Source organism: Pseudolabrys sp. (assembly GCF_050250095.1).
In the GTDB taxonomy this organism is placed as follows: domain Bacteria; phylum Pseudomonadota; class Alphaproteobacteria; order Rhizobiales; family Xanthobacteraceae; genus Pseudolabrys.
In genome coordinates this window covers 365612-383583 of the sequence record NZ_JBFWPH010000004.1, presented here as the reverse complement: position 1 = coordinate 383583, position 17972 = coordinate 365612, and the positions used below count along the sequence as shown (strand labels likewise).

22 protein-coding genes are annotated in these 17972 nt (G+C 59.2%); all 22 read right to left on the bottom strand.

The features are described from left to right. Nucleotides 1-10 precede the first annotated feature (10 nt). On the bottom strand, nt 11-2005 hold the full coding sequence (locus AB7F10_RS14990; RefSeq protein WP_428561644.1) for a hypothetical protein: 1995 nt from the start codon (nt 2003-2005) through the stop codon (nt 11-13). Between the two features lie 3 nt (nt 2006-2008). Next, nucleotides 2009-3037 carry a hypothetical protein gene (locus tag AB7F10_RS14985; protein WP_428587179.1) on the bottom strand — a complete coding sequence of 343 codons (1029 nt, stop codon included), beginning with the start codon at nt 3035-3037 and terminating at the stop codon, nt 2009-2011. An 88-nt stretch (nt 3038-3125) separates the two neighbouring features. Further along, nucleotides 3126-3569 (bottom strand): hypothetical protein, encoded by a 444-nt coding sequence (locus tag AB7F10_RS14980; protein WP_428561648.1) that lies wholly within the window; start codon nt 3567-3569, stop codon nt 3126-3128. Between the two features lie 183 nt (nt 3570-3752). Continuing rightward, nucleotides 3753-5537 (bottom strand): hypothetical protein, encoded by a 1785-nt coding sequence (locus AB7F10_RS14975; RefSeq protein ID WP_428561650.1) that lies wholly within the window; start codon nt 5535-5537, stop codon nt 3753-3755. A gap of 14 nt (nt 5538-5551) precedes the next feature. Then, nucleotides 5552-5752 carry a hypothetical protein gene (locus AB7F10_RS14970; protein WP_428561653.1) on the bottom strand — a complete coding sequence of 67 codons (201 nt, stop codon included), beginning with the start codon at nt 5750-5752 and terminating at the stop codon, nt 5552-5554. Between the two features lie 202 nt (nt 5753-5954). Continuing rightward, entirely contained in the window at nt 5955-6206 is a 252-nt protein-coding gene (locus tag AB7F10_RS14965) for a hypothetical protein (protein ID WP_428561655.1), read from the bottom strand. A gap of 156 nt (nt 6207-6362) precedes the next feature. After that, the gene (locus AB7F10_RS14960) at nt 6363-6698 is read right to left on the bottom strand and encodes a hypothetical protein (protein ID WP_428561658.1); all 336 of its coding nucleotides are present in this window, start codon (nt 6696-6698) and stop codon (nt 6363-6365) included. Then, on the bottom strand, nt 6698-7489 hold the full coding sequence (locus tag AB7F10_RS14955; RefSeq protein WP_428561660.1) for a M15 family metallopeptidase: 792 nt from the start codon (nt 7487-7489) through the stop codon (nt 6698-6700). Before AB7F10_RS14955 ends, AB7F10_RS14960 begins: the two co-directional genes overlap by 1 nt. A gap of 4 nt (nt 7490-7493) precedes the next feature. Beyond that, the gene (locus AB7F10_RS14950; RefSeq protein WP_428561663.1) at nt 7494-7931 is read right to left on the bottom strand and encodes a hypothetical protein; all 438 of its coding nucleotides are present in this window, start codon (nt 7929-7931) and stop codon (nt 7494-7496) included. Next, the gene (locus AB7F10_RS14945; protein WP_428561666.1) at nt 7931-9538 is read right to left on the bottom strand and encodes an SPRY domain-containing protein; all 1608 of its coding nucleotides are present in this window, start codon (nt 9536-9538) and stop codon (nt 7931-7933) included. Before AB7F10_RS14945 ends, AB7F10_RS14950 begins: the two co-directional genes overlap by 1 nt. A 1-nt stretch (nt 9539) precedes the next feature. After that, nucleotides 9540-10181 (bottom strand): hypothetical protein, encoded by a 642-nt coding sequence (locus tag AB7F10_RS14940; protein ID WP_428561669.1) that lies wholly within the window; start codon nt 10179-10181, stop codon nt 9540-9542. Between the two features lie 11 nt (nt 10182-10192). After that, the gene (locus AB7F10_RS14935; RefSeq protein WP_428561672.1) at nt 10193-10480 is read right to left on the bottom strand and encodes a hypothetical protein; all 288 of its coding nucleotides are present in this window, start codon (nt 10478-10480) and stop codon (nt 10193-10195) included. Nucleotides 10481-10491: 11 nt separating this feature from the next. Further along, the gene (locus tag AB7F10_RS14930) at nt 10492-11271 is read right to left on the bottom strand and encodes a hypothetical protein (protein ID WP_428561675.1); all 780 of its coding nucleotides are present in this window, start codon (nt 11269-11271) and stop codon (nt 10492-10494) included. Nucleotides 11272-11282: 11 nt separating this feature from the next. Next, nucleotides 11283-11666 carry a hypothetical protein gene (locus AB7F10_RS14925; RefSeq protein ID WP_428561678.1) on the bottom strand — a complete coding sequence of 128 codons (384 nt, stop codon included), beginning with the start codon at nt 11664-11666 and terminating at the stop codon, nt 11283-11285. An 11-nt stretch (nt 11667-11677) separates the two neighbouring features. Further along, a complete protein-coding gene (locus tag AB7F10_RS14920; RefSeq protein ID WP_428561681.1) occupies nt 11678-12283 on the bottom strand; it encodes a hypothetical protein in 606 nt (201 codons plus the stop codon). Next, nucleotides 12280-12630, bottom strand: a complete 351-nt coding sequence (locus AB7F10_RS14915; RefSeq protein ID WP_428561683.1) for a hypothetical protein — start codon at nt 12628-12630, stop codon at nt 12280-12282. The genes AB7F10_RS14920 and AB7F10_RS14915 overlap by 4 nt, the downstream gene beginning before the upstream one ends. A 53-nt stretch (nt 12631-12683) precedes the next feature. Beyond that, nucleotides 12684-13673, bottom strand: coding sequence for a hypothetical protein (locus AB7F10_RS14910; protein ID WP_428561686.1), 990 nt, complete (start codon nt 13671-13673; stop codon nt 12684-12686). 23 nt (nt 13674-13696) lie between these two features. Then, nucleotides 13697-14725, bottom strand: a complete 1029-nt coding sequence (locus AB7F10_RS14905) for a hypothetical protein (protein ID WP_428561689.1) — start codon at nt 14723-14725, stop codon at nt 13697-13699. Nucleotides 14726-14809: 84 nt separating this feature from the next. Next, nucleotides 14810-15244, bottom strand: a complete 435-nt coding sequence (locus AB7F10_RS14900; protein WP_428561692.1) for a hypothetical protein — start codon at nt 15242-15244, stop codon at nt 14810-14812. Between the two features lie 12 nt (nt 15245-15256). Next, the gene (locus AB7F10_RS14895) at nt 15257-15511 is read right to left on the bottom strand and encodes a hypothetical protein (protein ID WP_428561694.1); all 255 of its coding nucleotides are present in this window, start codon (nt 15509-15511) and stop codon (nt 15257-15259) included. A gap of 194 nt (nt 15512-15705) precedes the next feature. Continuing rightward, entirely contained in the window at nt 15706-15903 is a 198-nt protein-coding gene (locus AB7F10_RS14890; RefSeq protein WP_428561696.1) for a hypothetical protein, read from the bottom strand. Nucleotides 15904-15922: 19 nt separating this feature from the next. Beyond that, entirely contained in the window at nt 15923-17962 is a 2040-nt protein-coding gene (locus AB7F10_RS14885) for a portal protein (protein WP_428561698.1), read from the bottom strand. Nucleotides 17963-17972 lie beyond the last annotated feature (10 nt).

Genomic DNA, 17972 nt, shown 5'->3' with positions numbered 1-17972 from the left:
GTTGAACCCGTTACTGCATCCCGGTCGGCGTGAAGAACTTCCTGGTCGACTCGCGGGTTTTGAATTGGTGGCCGTCCTTGAACTGGTCGTAGAACTTCTTGGACGCGGCGGCATCCTGTTCGGCGAGTTTCTTGTCACGCTCCGACGTGTCGGCGGTAGCCTTCTTGTTGGCAAGCGCTTTGCCGCGTATGGCGACCGCCTGGAGGAACGCATTTTTCGGAACCATGACCTCGCGGCCATCAGAAAGCCGAACAACGCCACTGCCGTCCTCCATCTTCCTGACCATCACTTTTTCGTTAGGATCAACCATCTTCGCCGTAACAGACAGCGCATCTTTTTGGCTGATATCGTTAGTACGGAAGATGTTTGACGCGATGTCTTTGCCGGCGTCGGCGCTTTCGCCAAACTTATAAGCGTCCGGCGCCTGATCGTACGCACCGCCGACTTCCTCGCCGGCTTTGATACGGTCCGTCATCTTGCCCGAAGTGGCCCCTGCGCCCTTCTTGCCCTTACCGTCCTTCGGGGCGGTATAGCGCTGGCCGGCGGCCTCCGTGATGAACTGGTCAAAGCCATCGGTGGCGGCTTTCATCGCCAGAGCCCCGATCTCCTGGGGAGACTTGATAACACCTTCTGCGACGGTCGATCCGTCTAGGCCGTCGACCATGCGGTAACCAAGCGTGCCGTCGGAATTCTTGACCACGCGAAGATCGCGTCCGTCCGGGATGTTGGCGTACGCATTGAGAGCGGCTTTTGTCGCGCCATCCATATCGCCCGCTTCCGCAGCAGCGTGCGCGATCGCGCCATACCGCTGCGAAGCCTGGCGATAGTACTGGAGCATGTGGAAAGCAGCTTTCTGCGCCTTCTCTGGATCGCCCTTGTTCATGTAGTACTGATAGATGCCGCCGAGGGCCGCCATGTTGCGTTCGCCTTCGGGCATTTTACCCTCAGGATCGATCGCCTTTTTGATGGCGGCAATCTCGCTCGGAGATGCTGCACCGGCGCCACGAGCAACAGATGCATACCGAGACCGGCGCGACTGCGCAGAAAGGTCTGTGGTCCCCTCCGGGATAGCTGACTTCGTCTCGCTACCCTGGACGGACTTCACTCCGTACAGAAGTCCATCTCGAACAGCATCGTTCGCGGCCAGCATGCTGAAACCACGAGCCTCAGACTGGTCCCCAGTGCCAGCGTCTTCGGTCCCCTCGTCATCGCCTGTATCGACATCTTCTTCGTCCGGAACGTAGTCTTCAGGCTCGAGGTCTTCTTGGGCGGGTGTCGCGTCCTGGCCGCCTTCAACGACCCCTCCGGCAGCGTATCCCTTCCCGGTATCCCCAGCTGCGCGCATTTCATCGATGGCGCGCTCTCGAATGGCATCGCGTGTGGCGTTGTCGCTTCCTTTTGCTTTGTCGTATCGCCCGATCAGGTCTTCCATAATCGTGACCGGAGGCGTGCGCCGCAGTTCTCTGCGGGCCCGTTCGTGCGACGTGCTTTCGGAGCGTGTGTCTTTCTCGACGGCGCCGCCATCAGCATACGCCAGGCGCTTGGCGGGCTTCTTCTCGATCAGACCCCCGACCGCGGCGAACTGCGCATCCTGTTCCCCAGTGTCGTCCATACCAACGTCGTAAGACATCGGCAGTGCGCTGCGCTTGCCAGCCGCGCCAGCCGCACCGTCGATCAGGTTCTGCGACTCGCCCTTTTTCGCGGCCTCTTCCTCGGCGTCGAGACGATTGCGGCGTTTCCACGACTCGAGCTGCTCGCCCATGATCGCGCGGCGCATCTTGCGGTTTTCGTCGAGTGCCGAGCCAGATCGGTTGTAATAGTTCGCGCGGGCGCGCTTGATCTGCTGGTCGAGTGCCTTATTCGTCGGATCGGTCTTCTCGTCGGTTGTCGCCTTCAAGTATGCCGTGCGGGCGCGCTTGTACTCTGCGTCATCCGAGGCTCCCAGGATCTTCTGGCCCGCCTGTGCCGCAGCAATGAAATCTTTAATCTCCTGGCTGAACGACATCGATTACCTCACGGGTAGCGCGGCGCGCGTAGGCGAGCGCTTCATGGCGTGGGCTGTCGCCGGGTGCACCTGCGGGATGGCGCCAGTGCGCTGCTTCATTTCGTCTTTTTCTCTGCCGGCTTTCTCGATCAGGCCGTAGAAGTGCTTCTGGCCGTACCAGTTCACAGCTTCCTTGGGCATGACGAACTCGCCGGCGGTCAGCGCCGTCTTGACGTCGTCAACCGCTCGCCCGCCGCTCGGGCTGGCCTCCATAGGGACGTCGCCGGCTGGCTCAATCTCGCCGCCGTCGGCAGCGAAGATCCACGGCTTGCTCGACTGCATCAGAGCAGATGCGCCGAAACCGAGCACCGAGCCTAGGCCCGAAGAGCTCGACTGGTTGAGCTTGTCGGCGTAGTAGTTTGCCTGCGCCTGACCATTGAGAGCGTTGGTCCAGGAATTCAGGGCGTTGTTACCCTGCCCCTGCCACTGCACGCCTGTGCCCATCGTGTTGGCGCCAGATGCGGTAGTTGCAAGCGAATTGTTCACAGCACCGGTGCCGGCCTGGAGCGCTGTGTTGTATGTGCCGGCAACCTGACCGGGATAGCCCCGACCGACGTTAATCGCCTCCGACCGAAGTGCACGACCAGTGGCGTCGACCATCTGGTCGCTCTGGTTCGCCGCGGACGCTGCTGTCGCGGCCTGCTGGGCGCGTGTCGTGAAGTCTAGGGCAGCAAATCTTGTCGACCCCGGATTGATGCCGTAGGCCTCTAGATCTCGCACCGCGTTCGCTCGCTGGGCGTCGAACTGCTGGGCGACATTCGAGATCGCCCGGCCACGCTCGAGATCTTTGCGCTCGGGCGATGCATAGTCCTGCGCGTCTTTCGCCAGGCTGTCTTCGAGTGGCTGGAAAATCTGCTCGTAGCGCGACCGGTCCATCGCCGCAGCGCGATCGTTTTTATTTTGTGTCGTGAGAAACGCGTCGATTACGCGATTGGTGATAGATTTATCTTGGGCGTACTGTTCTTTCGCCCAAGCAAGCTGCTCTTTGCCCAAGTCATAAGAATACTTCGCCGCTTCGGCGGAAGCGTTCGCGACTGGTGTATAGTCAGGAGGCGGACTGGCTCTGCTTTTGCCACCCATCTTACGCGGCCCTTTTCCGAACAAAGCTGTTGGGCGTGATGTCTAGCCAGCGGCACTCTTCGCGGCGCATGGCTACAATGACGAGGTCGCCGTTCGGAAAAACGTCGGGGACGCGCGTGACTTCTTTGAACCCCAGCTTTAAGTCAAAATCAAGTGCTTTTGTGTTGGCTGCTGGCACGGTGCCAAGCACTAGTTCGCAGCCGAGCTGTGTGAACGGATAATCGAAACACACCCAAAGAAGATCTTTGTTGATCCAATTGGGTGTGAAGCCAGCCACATGCATTCCAATGCTGCGGCCGGTGAAGTTCTGGTAGATGACACCGCCAAGTAACTGTCCAGTCGCCGGATCAAACCGTGAGATAACCTGGTCGACGTTCTTATTGAACGAGCACCCCGAAGCCTTCGCGATCTCGTGCCCGTGGTTCTCGACACCAAACACAATCATCTCGGGATCTGATCCTCGGTAATCAGGCCCAGATCGACAAGATCCTGAAACGTCACAGCACGGTCATCGCGCATGCTGCTGCGGCGCCCTAGAATAACCTCCACGGCCTCCTTGAGTGCCGACACACTGCGTACCAAACCCAGTGCGTTCTCCGTGGGCTCCGGGATTGAAGGTAGTTTTCTGTTAGACACCCGCGAGCTCCTTCGCTGACGTTGCAATCTGCAACGATGAAATATGCACGCGGGCCTCAATCTCAAACTGCCAGAAGTCAGCGGTAAAGCCCGACGGCAAACGCATCATCTCGCCTGACTCCCGGAGCTCGCGGGTCATCACCAGTTCGCCGTCAGCATAGGCCCGCACCAGGCCGTATTGGTCCGCGGCGAGCGTCTGGATCGCGTTGGTATTCCGCACCGGGTTCTGGGCCGGCGTCGTAGCCGGCACGTCGAAGAACACCTTCAACGCCGCGAAGTTCCGAGATGACGGTGTCGTGATAATCTTGGACCGCCACTTGAAGGCTTCGTACTCAGGATTCAGCCCAGCAATATCCAGCCAGTAAACCGCCTCGTCCTTAACGACCAACACCTCGCCAGACCACACGTCCGTGACTACGTTCACAATCGGCTCCCCCGAAGAGAGCAGATTAAAAGCGACATTCTCGCTGTTGGGATCAACCAAAATACCCGAGTATGCATCGCTAAGATCTTCGTCAGCGAATGCGGCTCCTACGTCGAACGCTGTCGGTTCGAACACGCCGAACCGTGCACTGCCGTATGCGTAATACGCTGTACCGACCTGGGCACACCGAAGCGTGGCAGCGGGTGTGAGCTTCTGCCATTTATCCGGCGTAATAAGCTTACGGGTCACATTCACCGCGGTGCCGGCCTGGTTGACCAGAATGAGGCCGTTTGGAGATGCGTAATATACGCCATCTGTTGTGGACAAAATCGAGCCACGCGACAGGCAGGCTTCGAGGGCGCTCAGTTTCGACAAGACCATCGACGCTGGATGAGAACCAGACGCCAGTTCGGGCGACCCTTTCGTGAGGACAACCAGGATCTGCCCAACCACACCAAGCCCAACGATGGGGTATTCGGTCAAGACCGTGTACTGAGTCGGCCATGCGTGCATGCGATATGGCTCGCAGAACCACACCTCATTGCTGCGAAAGCCGGCGATGATGCCGTTCGGCAGTGACGTGATCCCCTGCAAATCTGTGGGTGGCGCGGTCCAGTTCGTGCTAGCAAGTTCCACTCCGGACGCGGCGTCGGTATCGCTCGTATCGTCAGGGTACGACGCAGCGCCAATATCGACTTCGTCTACGAGGAAGTACGTTGCGTTACCGCCCACCGACGTAACAGTGCGGTACACGCGGACTTTCGTCAGGTTGCGATCCGTACCCAGATCACCTGCGGCAGCGGCCGGGAGTGTCACCGTAAAAGTGTCGTCTTCCTTGCCCGTGATAAGGTACGGTAGGGACGGCGGCCCCTCCTCACCGTAGGCGCTCATCCAGGTTACGACGTAAGCGCGGGTAGACGTGGTCCCCGAACTCCCGCCTGAGGCCGAAACAGTAATGGCGCCTGGGCGGGGGACACCCAACAGAAACGGCGATGATCCGGCCTTGATCCGGGCCAGCGTATTATACATCGGTTGGATCACCGGCGATGCCCAGTAGTAGCGATCGAATGTGTCGCCGATAACTGTGCTCCGGATGACATCCGTATCGGGATGTGTAAATTCAAGCCACGTCGAGTCGAGAAGGTGTTCTCGATCCGAGAAGTTGTTAGGAATACGAAACACCTTAGCCGTCGACGAGTCTACGTCGATCAATTTTGTATGTTTATTGATGCCGCGAGCGGCGCCCGAGTAGAGCCAGGTGTTCTCGGCGTAAGCGCCATAGGCGTCCGGCAGCAGGCGATCATCCACTGCCGGTAGCATGCCTCTAAATGGAGAGATTTTGATCGCGGGCATCTTGAGCAATCCGCTTAGGTTTGCTTCAACTTAGCCAAAACGGCGCGGCCGGCGGCCTGCTCAGCAAGCACAGCCTTCGAGAGAACCGGCTCTGGAGCCTTCTCTTCGACCACTGTTACCTTCACCGGTTCAGCCGGAACCTTGACCACTTGTGCCGGCGCGATGTCCACCGTTTTAGGCTCGGCTTTGAGTTTTTCGTCTTTCTTCGGGTTCATCACTTCATCTCCTTGGCTTCGAGTTGCTCAGTCCACGGCCTGAGAAGGGCCTTTGTCGCAGCCGGCTTGGCGCCGGCATACCTCTTGCTAGACCCACCCTGGGTCACACCGATCCGCGGATGGTGATCCGCCTTCTTCATGGCCGCTGGCATGTTATCTAGCGGCCGCGGCCCGTTCGGAAACTTGAACAGATCGCGCGACATCACTTCCTCACTTCAATCGTCGTGATACGACGCTCATGATCGCTGAGCGCCTTTGTGTGCTCGTCGAGAGTTTTCTTTTGGGCCACGTACTCGCCAACAACGGCGGTCATGCGCTCATCCATACGAACCAGCGTGTTCGACATCCCAAAGAGGCCGATCACGCCAGCAACGAGAAGCGCTGCGACACAGCCAAGAACTAGGCGCACGAACGTGTCCGGGGAGCCACTTTTCCCCTGCGTAACTTCGGTCATGGCCAGCATCCCAGCCGGCGCCCCACGCCGTTACGAGTGGAGATATCACGAGCCAGATCCGGGCCGGCGAAACGGCGAGACTTGGGGTTCCGCGTATTATGTTTCATCGGACCGGTGGTGCCGTCAGCATTCGCCCCAAGGGCTTTGCATGTCGGTTCAGTACTCGTCTCGGTCGTACGGGTCGCGCACGCCGTGAGAGACGTCGCTGCGAGAACCAGAAACAGCGCCATCCACTTTCTTGGCCTGAGCCTTTTCGGCGCGGTCCCACTCAGCTTGTTTGTATTTGAGGCCGTCATTGTAGTACTTCCCTGCAACAACCGAGAAAGAGAACGCGCCAATAGCGACGCAAACCGCGACAGTTCTGAGGTTCGGGACGAAGCGTGCTACCCACGGGGGTAGCAGTACAGCTATCGCCACTGCGGCAAGTCCGATCAAGTTGGCGATCGACGACCAGCCCCAGATGAAGTTCCAGAAGGCCCCGAGCGTCCACATCACTCGCGCTCCAATTCTTTGCGCAGTTTTTGTCGCAAATAGCCGAACCACACGAACAAGAAGACGATGAACGCGAGCACGGCGACACCCAGCACCGCCCGCCAATCGTAGAAGATGCCGGTGAATGTCCCGCCGGTGACGGCGGCTGTCGCCCACGTCCAGACCTTCTTGTACCAAGGCTGCTTCGGCTCGAAGTCGGGCGACACATCGTGCGGCGGCGGTGCATTGTCGTTCGCCGCATTCGGATCGTTATCATTGTCGGCTTCGGGAAGCCCCGCGAACGCCACAGATTGATGCCCGGCATCGCAGAACTCGAAGTGCATGGGGTCCTTGCGACCGCGGTAGTCGCCACCCCACCGTGCACCCTGGCGTTTGAACGCCTGCACGACGGGCTGCGGGATAGTCCCCGGATACCCGTCATGGTCTGCGTCTGCCGCATTGAAGCCGTTCTGACCGGCGGCCAGGTCGATCGCGGCACCGAACGCATGGTTCGACCAGCGTGTCTTACTGCCTCGAATACGGCGGGGATTGTATGTCCCGGCGCAATTCGAAACGCCCAGGCGATTGATAGTCGCCTGGTCGCGTCCGTAATGCTGCCAGATATCGTTGAGTGCCGCCGTGAGCGCGGGTGCTGCTTTTCGGTGGAACCGAATATATTTGAGCGGGCGACCGTCATAGTACATCTGAAACGGCGGGACGACTTTTACAAGCTGCCGCTCGACCTCCCCCCTCCCGGGATCGCCGTAAAATGCGATCAGATCATTCTGGTTATCTTTTGGCCATGCACTCATAGTGTTACCAGCCCTGAAACGGCGACCGCAGGATCACGAACTTGGCCCCGAGCCGCCCCCAGCACTGCCAGCCGCAGTGCCACTCAACCGCGATGCCGGAGTAGGAGGCAAACGGGAGCCAGAACCAGCCGACGCGGGAGACGCACCAGTGCCACCCAGTCTCGCCCCAGTCTCGCCGCATCACGATCAGAGGCGACTGCGTGATCGTTGTCGAGGCGCGGCCGGTGACGTAGTGGTCGCGATCCTCGAACCCGATCACGTATCGCTTGAAGTTCATCGCCGGGTTGCGCAGCCACCAGAGCAGCCGTCGCTTCCACGCCGGGTCGTCTGGTCGATACCAGTCGGCCATGCCCTCGTCGTTCTGCATCCACCAGATCGGGTTGAGCTTCTGTTTCCACGAGCGCGGCGGGGTTTTATTTGCAGGACAGAATACCGTATTCATCACGCGGCTCTCGCGTACTTGAACGGAGTGCCAGGAGTATAGGCCGTGATCGTATTGCTACCGGAAGCGTTGTACGATGAGGACGACGTGATGATCTGTAGCCCGCCCGCCGTTCTCCGGAAGTGCGTACCTTCGACAGCAACGTTCCCATTGATTGTGATTGCTGTAATTTCACCGTTTGCCCACACCGACGGGCCGGACGCACTCGCGTTTCCGTTGAATGTCGCTGGTGCCGCGACAGTCGTGTCGGTCAAGTTGCGGGTGCAGAGCGCCTTGAACCCAGTCGGCGGTGTGTGTGTAAACGCGCGCTGGCCGAAATTGAACGTCAGGTTTGGCACAGACCCCGACGAGCCGTCGCAGCCCGCCGGAAAGAACACTCCCGACAAACTAGTTGTCGGACTGCCCTGCGCAGATCCGTTTAAGTAAAATTGAAGAGTCCCGCTATCAAGGTCAAGCGCAACCCCCACGACGTCGTTTGTCGTGAAGGATGCGTAGGACGCCGTCAGTGAGCCAGACGATGCAGCATAATAGTCGCCGGTGGCGAAGTACCCGTAGCCGTAGGGATCGTTGCCTAGGTACGTCGCTTTGTTAATTAGGGCCTTCGCAATTCCAACGGCGTTGGCTGCGGCCGACGACCCGACGGTGACCTCCCAGTACCACTTTCCAGATGATACGCCGATTGTCCCGAGAACTACCGAATACGCCGCGTTCGATGTGCCTACAACTTTCAAATTAGCCTCAGACAGCGTGAGGTTCGCACCCATATCAAGAGGATTAAGCGTGCAGTAGTTGCCGCGCGCGGCCGGATCATCTCCATATCGGCTCGGCACGTCGAGGGAGCTGTCGGAGACAGTAAAATTATTTGGGGTTGCGTCTCCGCCATTTCCGCTTCGGTCCTTGCCGAGCGTCGAGGACGTTGTATTAGAGTTATCCGAGAAATCGAAGTACCGCCCGTTTGCGCCGTAGCTACCGCGATATTTTTTCGCGACCCACTCGCCGGTGGCGGGGTCGGTCCGACCAAAATAAGACGGATCAAGCGCAAGCCCGTCGATGTAGTTTACTTCGGAGATCAAGCCGTCGTAGAAAAGCGTATCGCCAGTCGGCCCCGCGCCGATGCGGTGGTCATTCGCACCACCGATGTAAAGATCGGAGTTCTGCGATGGGTACGAGGCGGTGCCGAGAGACGTGATCTGGACGCCGCGAGCATATAGTTTAATACGGTCCGAGGGTGTCGCCTGAGTCGTGTCAACCGCGGCGAGTACGTGCATGTGGGCACGCGGATCGAGGTATACCGCATTTGAATACACCTTCGCGCGCTCGGTCGAACCTCCCGTAATGTCGTAAAATTGCAGCGTTCCTGCACTAGAAAAAATTAGACGTGTTTTATTGTCAGAATTTGTGCCTGCATAAAACAGCACCTGGGAGGTCCCAAACCCAGCCCGCTTCACCCACATTGAAATCGTGTAGGTCTTGCGATTGCCGGCGGATGGCGTCCAGTTCAGGTACGCAGTGCCGTCAAAGCGCAGCGAGCGGGAGATGCGCAGCCACGATAAGACAGACCGGAGAGCGCGGGCGCTTGCGGAGCCGAATGTGCTAACGAGAGGCATGTTAGTTACCCGACGCGAACGACGCCTGCACAATGAACGTAGCAGAACCCGTTTTGATGATTGTGAATTGGTAAGTGTCACGCTTGCTCGGTGTTCCAGCATCGGGCGCAGGCGAACCAAGCCATTCCGGCGTAACGGCGCTGCCGTCAATCTTAAAGCTATTCTGCTTGTAAGCCGTAGATCCGTTAGTGACCATGACGGCTAATGATACTGTCTCGCCGGTAGCCATAAGGCTATCAAGCGAGTTCGATCCATCACCCCGAATATTCAGACCCCAGTCAGTGTCAGTGTTCGTTGTGAAATAGTGGATCGAGGCCGTCAGGATATCGATGTTATTGTCACCCGATGCCGGGTTGTCAGCAACGATATTGACCTTCTCCAGTGCTCGCTGAAGCTTCAGGAAGTCGGAAAACGTCTGTTTGGCGGTGAACGTGTTGGCTTGGGTCGCGATCGCCAATAATGTACGTAGAGCTGCTGCGTCTAGCTCCTCAACAGCGCCATCGCCAGCTGTGGTCCGACCAAGAACCCTGTCTGTCGCCATCGTAATGACATGCTCTTCGTTCCAGTTCGATGGCTGGACCAGCGTGTTGTCAGTGCCGTCCGACTTGGCGGACTGAAAATTATGTTTCGCAGAGATCGTCATCGATTACCCCGTTACAATTCCCTGACGACAAACAAGATCAGGTCTTCTTTAATTTGGCCGCCGGACGTAACGATTGTGACTACCACCCGGTAAGTTACGCCGTCGTTTCCGCCGGAGACGAAATAAGTAACACTCAGTTCGTCGTCGCTGATTTCGTTACTTGGTACTGACAGCGCGCCGCTTGGCGACACAGCAAACGAAACCGAGTCGATCGTCTCTCCACTGTCGAGCCAGTCGGAATAGTCGATTGCGTACCGCTTCACATCCGCTGGGGCTTTTTTGTATTTCGCGAGTGACATCTTCGCTCTCTTTAGGCTGCTGCTCGACGCATCGGACGGGCAGGAACGTGCGCGGACCGGATCTCGCCCAGAACGTAGCCCCGACGCAGTTCGGAGCTGACAAACGCGGTTTCGGTATTCGCGGTCGATGCGACGCCGACAAACAGCGACCCGGCAAACATGTCGGGGGTTTCGCTAGCGGCAAGATCGGCGTTCCATGCCCGAAGTAGCGACCCACTAAAGGCATCCGGCATTTCGCTTGCGAACAATACAGCGCCGGTAACAGACGTGAACGCTGCTGCCAGAACATCCTGGTCTTCACTTGGGTCAAGAGGACCAACGCCGTCGGCGCGCTCGGTCACGTCGAGGTCAAAAATAACCTCGGCTTCAGCTTGTGCGGCCAGAACGTCGGGCTGCTCTGTAGCATCAATGCTGAATTCAGTTACAGCATCAACACTGATATCCGTAGTATCCTGCGGCTCTGCGGTGCTAATGCTAACCGAGGCGACGACCGCGACGACAGACGTAAGGACATCTTGTGCTTCGGTGGCATCGAGCGACAATTCGATCTGCGCTTCGATGTCGATGTTGGTTGTATCCTGGGCCTCGACCGCGCCAACGCCGAAAGTAGTGATCGAACTGATATCTACAGAAATCGAGTCGGCGCCTTCAGACGCCGAAACCAAAAACTCGGTAACCGCCGAAAGCGACGCAGACGCGCTGTCCTGGACCTCAGCCAGGCTGAGATCCAGCACCAGTTCAGTTTCGAACGCGGTTTGTTCGAATGCTCCTGGATTAAACGCGCCGGCCATCGGCTAAACTCTTAGCCGTGTGTGATCGAGCCGGAGTTGAACGTGATCGTCTGGCCGACCGAAATGGCAGTGGCGTTGATGACCACGTTTGTGCCCGACGTGCCGACTGTCAGACCAGAGCAGATGACTACGTCGTCGCTGTCGCGGATCTCGGCCAGCGCGGCGGTGCCAGAAGCAGTAGCTGTCGTGGTCAACGGAGTGCCAGCAAAAGTGAGCACCCCCGACAGCTTAGTGCCCATCGGCTTCGGAAGGGTGACGATCGCGAGCACCCCTGTAGCGCCCGAAAGCGAAGAAGTGCCGATCACAAGCTGAGCGTAGCTCGAGCCGGCATCGGCGTTATCGATAACCTTCTGGAGGCGATCGTCTTTGACTGTGCTGGAGTAGATTACACTCATAAGGAGTCCCCTTACCGCTGGCTGCCACGGGCGTATTGCGGGAACCGCCACGTCTGCCCGTTGTAGAGATTTTGGTGGAGCGTCTCGGTCCGGGCTCTCGCCATACCGCTGCGGAATTTTCGCATGTGGTAGATCGCGAGACGCTCGGACGAGTACGGTTTCGCCGGCTGCGCCATCATGTTGGCAAGCACGCCATGCAAAATGTCGTTCTGATATTTGTTCAGAATAGCGCTCGGAAACTGCGGATATCCGTCGGTGCGAGCCGGATCTACGACAGTCAGAGAATATGTCGCGGTGTACTCCTGCGACGTGCTAGGAGCACTCGAAAGCTTGACAACCCCGATAACTGGCATAGTTGCGGCAGTCAGGATCTCGTTCGCGTCGACCACAGAGATGAGCGAGTCGACCGCGCCCGGCTCGCCGGGAACGACATCGTATTCAGTGTTTTCGGAGGTTACTTCGAAGGTAACATCCTCTTTCCAAGCCTTTGTGACCTGAAAGAACTCGTTCAGTACGTTGAACAGTTCAAATTTCACAATTTCCTCGGTGGCGCCTGGCAGGGACACGAGGGCGTTCATCATGAGTCGGGAGATTTCGGGTTCAGTCGTGATGGTCACGGCGACACCGTCAGAAGCTGGGATCTAAACGTTCCAATGAACGCGGCGGCGCGGGAGTCCTGCGTGCCTTCGTCATCGCGCAGCTGGGCTCGGCCGACCATGTAGAACACGAAAGCCGATCGATACTGTTCGTCCACCGGAACAGCGGTGCTGTCGTTGGCGGTGAACGAGGGCAGCGCCCCGAAGTAGCTGAGGAAAAGATCGGGCCTGATGCGGCGGGCTTCCTGCACAGCAATACTGAGCGCCAACACCAGTTCACTGTCGCTGTAGCGGTACGGAGCGATAGTGTCCTGGAGAAGGACTCGTGCTTCTGTGACGTAATCGGAAACCGTCGCGAGAACTGCCATCAGGGCCTCTCAAGGAGAGCGTGGGGGCTTGTGGCCCCCACACCCATTTCCCGTTAGGCCTTGGTGACAATGGCCTGAGCCAGCGCAGTGCCGTCGACGACCTTGTAGCCGTAGACCTGGAGGCCGCGGAGGATCTGACCGAAGGTCATTTCCGAACGCAGGGTCTCCATCTTGGTCATCTGCGAGGCGAAGGTCAGACCGTGAGCATGACCCGCATAGATCACGTACTCGCCGGCCGAGAGGCCCGCCGCCGTGCCAGACGGCATCAGGTTCGACGTATAGAGCGTGAACCGATCCACCATGCCGAGGCGGCCGTTGCGCAGGATCGAGACGCCGTCGCCAGACAGATAAGCCTGACGCAGCTCCGAACGCTTCACCAGATTGCCAGCCCAGGTCGGCATGACGATCCAGCGTCCCGTCTCCGGGATGTTCTGCTCGTCAAGCGCCTGGCCGAGGCGGAGGATAGCGTCGAGGATCTCGACTTCGCCGTTGCCAGGGGTATTCGCAACAAGGGCAAGCGGGCCCGAGCTGGTCACGCCGAGGTTAAGAGCGCCGGTGATCGCGCCGGCAGTAGCGCCGCGGTTGGCCGAATTGGCCTGGCCGAGGATGCCCAGAAGGACCGCCGTATCGATCTTGATCTTCATCTGCTCGGCGGCATCGTCCGACCACATGCTGAGCATGTTCAGATCACTCTGAACATCCATCACGTCGTCGAGGATGGTCGAGAAGTACTTGCCCTGGTCGATCGCCAGCTCGATCACGTTGCCGGTCGGGCGCTGCAACGCGAGTACGCCGTCGGCCTTGTAATCGTTGATGGTGATCGTGGGCTTGGTCCGGATCTTGACCTTGTCGCCCTGGTTGCGGATCTCGCCTTCGTAGTCCGTGTTCGAGATCGCGCCGAGGACAGTCGACGCGTAGAACTTTTCGACGAGTTTGCCGGACCAGATTTCAGGAATGAAACCGGTGCCCGACAGGTTGTTGCCGGACGAGCCGGCGGGATAGATCGCGGGTGTAGTTGCACCCGACGCGACAGGAAACGCCATCTTAGCGAACCCTCAATGAGAAGTTACCGAATGCGCCCTTCTCGCTCGGCTTCGAAGATCTGCTTTTCAAAGCGTTTCTTCTCCTCGTCGCGTCCACGGTATTTGCCCGCGGCGACGTCGGTATAGAACCGAGTGATTTCAGAGCGCGTGATGAGGGGCTTCTCAGCGGGGGCGTGTGCCGCCGCAGTCTTGGCTCTGCCAGGCGCCGCGAACGTTTCGAGCGGGATCTTGGTCGGAGCGGGTTGCTCCTGAGCCGGCTCGTTATGTCGCGGGGCTACCGCAGCCTCTTCAGCGAGGAAGCCTTCGAAAAACGCAAGCACACGAGGAGTTTCATTCTGCTCGTAAGCCTGGTTCAGTAGGTCCTGACGAGTAACACCGCTGAAGGTGTCCTTCAACGAAAGCCACTCGAGGAATTGTTCGTTTGTATTCAGTTCTTTCCAGTTTGGAACACGCTCGTTGAGTTTATCCAACATGCGGGTTCGATCGGTTTGGGCGACATATTCGCCAACGGCGCCCATTTTCGTTTGGAGGTGTTCGAGCCGCTTTTTCAGCTGCTCGACTTCGGGAAGGAAAACTTCCTGGGCTTTCTTCCCGACCACACTCAGAAACTCGTCGCCGTAGCTCTGCTCTTCTTCGGGGGTGATGAGCTTCGGCGCCTGTACGGTCGGCGACGGCTCGTCTGGCTGGCGAACCTTCGTTGTTGCGAGAAGGCGCTCCAGATTTGCGTTGTGTTCGAGGACTTCGTTCACCCGCTTCTCGAGGCGGTCGTAACGCCCCTTCATCGACTGGTATTTATGCTTCCAATCTTCCTGACCTTCGGACGGCTTGGGCTCGGTCGGAAGCCCGGCGGGATCTGCCGGGGGCGGTTCGGCGGTGAGCGCCGGATCTGCCGGAGGCCCCGCTGGCGGTTCTGCGGGAGCGGCGACCGGTGGTTCAGCCGGTTCTTCTTTGCTGTAGACCTTTTTGTGGAGCTCTTCAGCGGCGGACCCGGCAGCGGCAACCGCTGGCGGGATTTTGACGCCCGGATCGACGTCGGCGAGCTTCTTACTCATCAGTTCTCCGTGGGTGGCGCGTGCGGCGGATGCGGCACGGGCAGAAAGAGCGGGCGGCGTTGGTTAGGCGCCGCCCGGTATCGATTACACAGGGGCCTTCAGAAGGCCGACGAGGGTCACGGCTTCCGAGCCGGACGCGGCGTTTGTCACGATGCCGCGATAGATCTGGCTCTTGTTGGTCGGGACCGCGGTGGTGCCCGACAGCGTCACGCCATCGCCGGCCGTGAGCGTGACCGTGTTGTCGTTCGTGTTCAGGATGGCCATGTCGAACACCGAGTTCGCCTGGGCGTTCTTCAGAGCCGCTACCAGCGCCGCGGCGGTGGCGGTGGCGACCGAAAGGGCGCCGTTGGTGCCAGACTGCTGAATGACAGTGTTGACCATCTCGGCAGCGGTCAGGGTCGTCGTAGCGCCGGATTTGGCGACGATCGACGCCTGGCCATTCTGGTTGGCCAGATCCGCAACAGCATTGATCGCGTCGGTCTGGCTGGTCTGGGCCGTAACAAAACGTGTTGCCGTCATCTCATTCTCTCCTTACTTCGCTTGGTTGTTTCGCCGTTCAACAATGCGGTCGGCGGTAGTCACCGCATCCTCAAACAGGTCTGCCAGCGAAGTACTTTGCTGGGCACGGCCCTGAAGGACTTGAAGTTCCGCCGAGACGCTGGCCACCAACGCTTTCGTGCGCTCATCGGCGTAGGCTCGCATGGCGGACTTGAACTTGTTCCATTCATTGGGGTTGGATCGGGCCAGCTCTGCGGCCGCGAACACGAGCGGCTCTTCAGCTTTCACCGGTCATCCCCGTCCTTCCGAAGCCCCAATTCATGAAGTTCGTTGGATCTTCGCGAAGAATGTTTTTGGTGTAGATTTTCTTGGTCGACGGCTTGCGGCCCGAAGACGAACCCGAAAAGAGGCTGATGCCCGCAGGACGTGCCCTCGGAGCTCTGATCGTGATCGACTTCGGGTTACGCGGCCGCTTCATCGGTTCAGCAGGGCTTCGCCGGCGTAGCGCTCTGCTTGCCGAACATTTTTGTGCTGCCGCCCTGGGCAAATTTGCCGCCGCCGGCGCCCGCCGAAGCGGTCTGACCAGGAACCTGCTTGCCAGCACTCTGCTTTCCGTACATGTGGCCCGAGCCGCCCTTGGCGAACGCCGGGGCGGACGAAGACTTGACCTTCGAACTCATTTCACTCTCCTGTTTTCTCTCACCCCACGCCGCCAGCAATTCGGGTTCGAGGGCCCATATCCTGCGTGGCGCCTGGTCCTGCTTGGTCGCCCTGCGCTTGTGCGCCTAGAGCGGCCATGTTCTGCTTCATCTGCTCGAGCTCGTTGTCGTCGGGGACAATCTCTTCGCCTTCGATGCCGATCGTCTGGGCAACGCTGCGGAGAACCTTGGCGCGGCCGTTCGGGCCCATGATCTGGGCGTCGATCGGATTAGCCGTCGCCTGAAGGAATTCGAGCTGACGAGAGCGCTGGGTCTCGCGCTGCACGGCAACGTTGACACCCATAACCTTCACGGACTCCTGACCGGTCAGGAATCCGGATGTATCGGTGAGCATGAGCATGTCGAACAGGCCGGTCAGACACGGTTCGAACACGTCGCGGTCGATGTTTGCGGCGACCGTCTGCAAAATTTTCGAGGCATTACCCATCAGCATCGCAAGTCCAGCGGCGGTTCGGCCGGCGCCACCGCCCGGCGAGTTACCCGAGAGGTACTTCGGGATCGCAGAAACCTCGTCGGCGACGTCGTTGAAGCGGGCGTAGATCGAAAGCAGATCTTGAGCGTTCGACACCGGCTGGAAGAAGCTGATTGGGTCCTGGGTGTTGTTCGCCATGGGGTCGGACTGAACGTGCCACCGCTTCCACGGATAGAGATCGTCCGAGGCAGCGTCGTTCGACAGCCGGTCGTCATTGATCACGACCTGGGGGCCGGATGAGATCGACAGGTTGTTGACCAGGGCGCGGATGGAGGCGTTACAGACCTCCTGGATGTCGCTGAGAATGTCCGGCAAGCCATTGCCGACGGGGGTGCCGGGCACCTTCTCGAACGACGTGATGAAGTACGGGTGACGCTTGCGCGGGCTTGGCGACAGCTGAACTTTGATCACATGCCGGCCGACTAGCCACGCCTGCACCATGTAGTCGCGCAGCGGATCGGTGATCAGCTTAGCGTCCATGCCCTGCTCGAGCAGGGTTTTGCCCTGCACGTTGCCGTGGTACTCGAGGCAAGAAATCAGGCCGGATTTGTTGAGGAACGGGTTCTCGCGATTTTCCTGGTCGGCTCGCTCGGAGTCGATTGAGTCCCAGTTATCATTCAAACCACCCTGCCCGTACTCATCGAGCACAGCCCGAACTTCGTCGTGGTTGTAGCCGGGAAGGTCGAGCAGATCGTTCAGGTCGGCCCGGGTAAGTCGAGTCCGCTCAATGACTTCCGCGTCCTCGACATCGGACACCCCTGGTGTCCAATAGAGGTCGAACGGGGACACGCGCACCCAAAAGAGCTTCGGTTTCTGCTGGATGGAAGCCTGACCACCCGTCCACACAACGGTCGGCACGATGCGAACGACGGGACCCTTGATGCAGGCGAACGGGAACATCGGCACGTCGACGAGGAACTCGGCGACCGCCTTGTAAAAATTACCCTCGGTTAGGATCTCGTCGATCTTGTCTTCGGCAATCTTCGCCTGACGTTCCGCGCGTTTCTTCGCCGCATCGCGGGCGCCGTCCATGAGCTGGTTGACGCGATCTCGGATCATGTTCGGATCGGTCTGAGTGCCAGCGGCTTCCATCGACTGGAGCTCGATCTGCACCAGTTCCTGGATCGAGGATGTGATCTCGGGCGGAATGTCCGGGTCGGCCGGCGGATCGAGACCCCACGGGCGGTCGGGGGCAAGATAAACGTCGCGCAGTAGCGAGCTGGCGCCGCGGCACTTCATCGAGATGATGCGCGCGTAAACTTCCGACCCGCCAAATTTCCGGATCTCCGCAAGCTTGCTCGCGTCGTACTGACCGTTGAACGCGCGGAGCGCCGACATCAGCCGGTCGTTCCAGCCAGCGGTCGAGTTGTTTCGGTGATTTCGGAAGGTCTCGTACTGGGTCCGGATATGCGAAGCGAGGTTCGTCATCGCCGGTTCTGACGGCGTGTTCGCGTCGGCCAACGCCTTGTCGCGCGCCTGCTCAGCCGCCGTGAGCGCCGCGTTCGGAACGACTCGAAGAACACCTTGGGCCGGGAGCGTGTTTGCCACTTAGGCCGAC